Source organism: Xenorhabdus innexi (assembly GCF_002632485.1).
In the GTDB taxonomy this organism is placed as follows: domain Bacteria; phylum Pseudomonadota; class Gammaproteobacteria; order Enterobacterales; family Enterobacteriaceae; genus Xenorhabdus; species Xenorhabdus innexi.
Window position 1 is genome coordinate 1 of record NZ_NIBU01000222.1, and the last position, 698, is coordinate 698.

Genomic DNA, 698 nt, shown 5'->3' on the forward strand with positions numbered 1-698 from the left:
GCATGAGTAACCAAGATGCGGAATGGCTGGCCTCCCGTCGATTCACCATTGACGATATCGCCCGTATGTTCAATGTCAGCCCGATCTTTCTGCAAGAATATTCGAACAGTACCTACAGTAATTTTAGCGAAGCCTCCCGCGCTTTTCTGACTATCACTATGCGCCCGTGGCTTGCCAATTTTGAACAACAAATCAAAGCCGCCTTGCTGATGACTTCGCCAAAGCGGGGTATGCGTTATCAAGTGGAGTTTGATACTGCCGATTTGCTGCGTGCCAATCCGAAAGAACGTTTCCAGAGCTACGAAACGGCGATTAAATCCGGTGTCATGTCACCGAACGAAGCCCGTGAACGCGAGGGATTATCACCCCGTGAGGGTGGTGATGAATTCAGTCAGGCATGGAAGCAAACCGTCGAAGTGAAAAAACAAACGGAGAAAAAGGCATGAGAGCAGGCAGGTTGAGACACCGGATCACGCTTCAAAAAAACAAAAGCACACGGGATAAGCTTGGTGGAGTAATAAACAACTGGGAAGATGTTGCCGACGTTTGGGCGGAAGTCATCGCAATTAGCGGGCGGGAACTTGTAGCTTCTGGTGCCGTGTTATCCGAAGCCACGGTGCGTATCTGGCTGCGTTACCGTGATGATATCACCACAACAAACCGCATTGTCTATCAAGGTGCCAGCACCCACGGCAAGA

The 698-nt window shown here is 50.3% G+C and carries 2 protein-coding genes; both read left to right on the plus strand.

Annotation, left to right across the window (positions count from 1 at the left end; translation table 11 throughout):
* On the plus strand, window positions 1-446 hold a 446-nt coding region (locus tag Xinn_RS21215; protein WP_143706622.1), incomplete at its 5' end, for a phage portal protein.
* A partial coding sequence (locus Xinn_RS21220; RefSeq protein WP_086956870.1) for a phage head closure protein occupies window positions 443-698 on the plus strand: 256 nt, incomplete at its 3' end. The genes Xinn_RS21215 and Xinn_RS21220, both read left to right, overlap by 4 nt.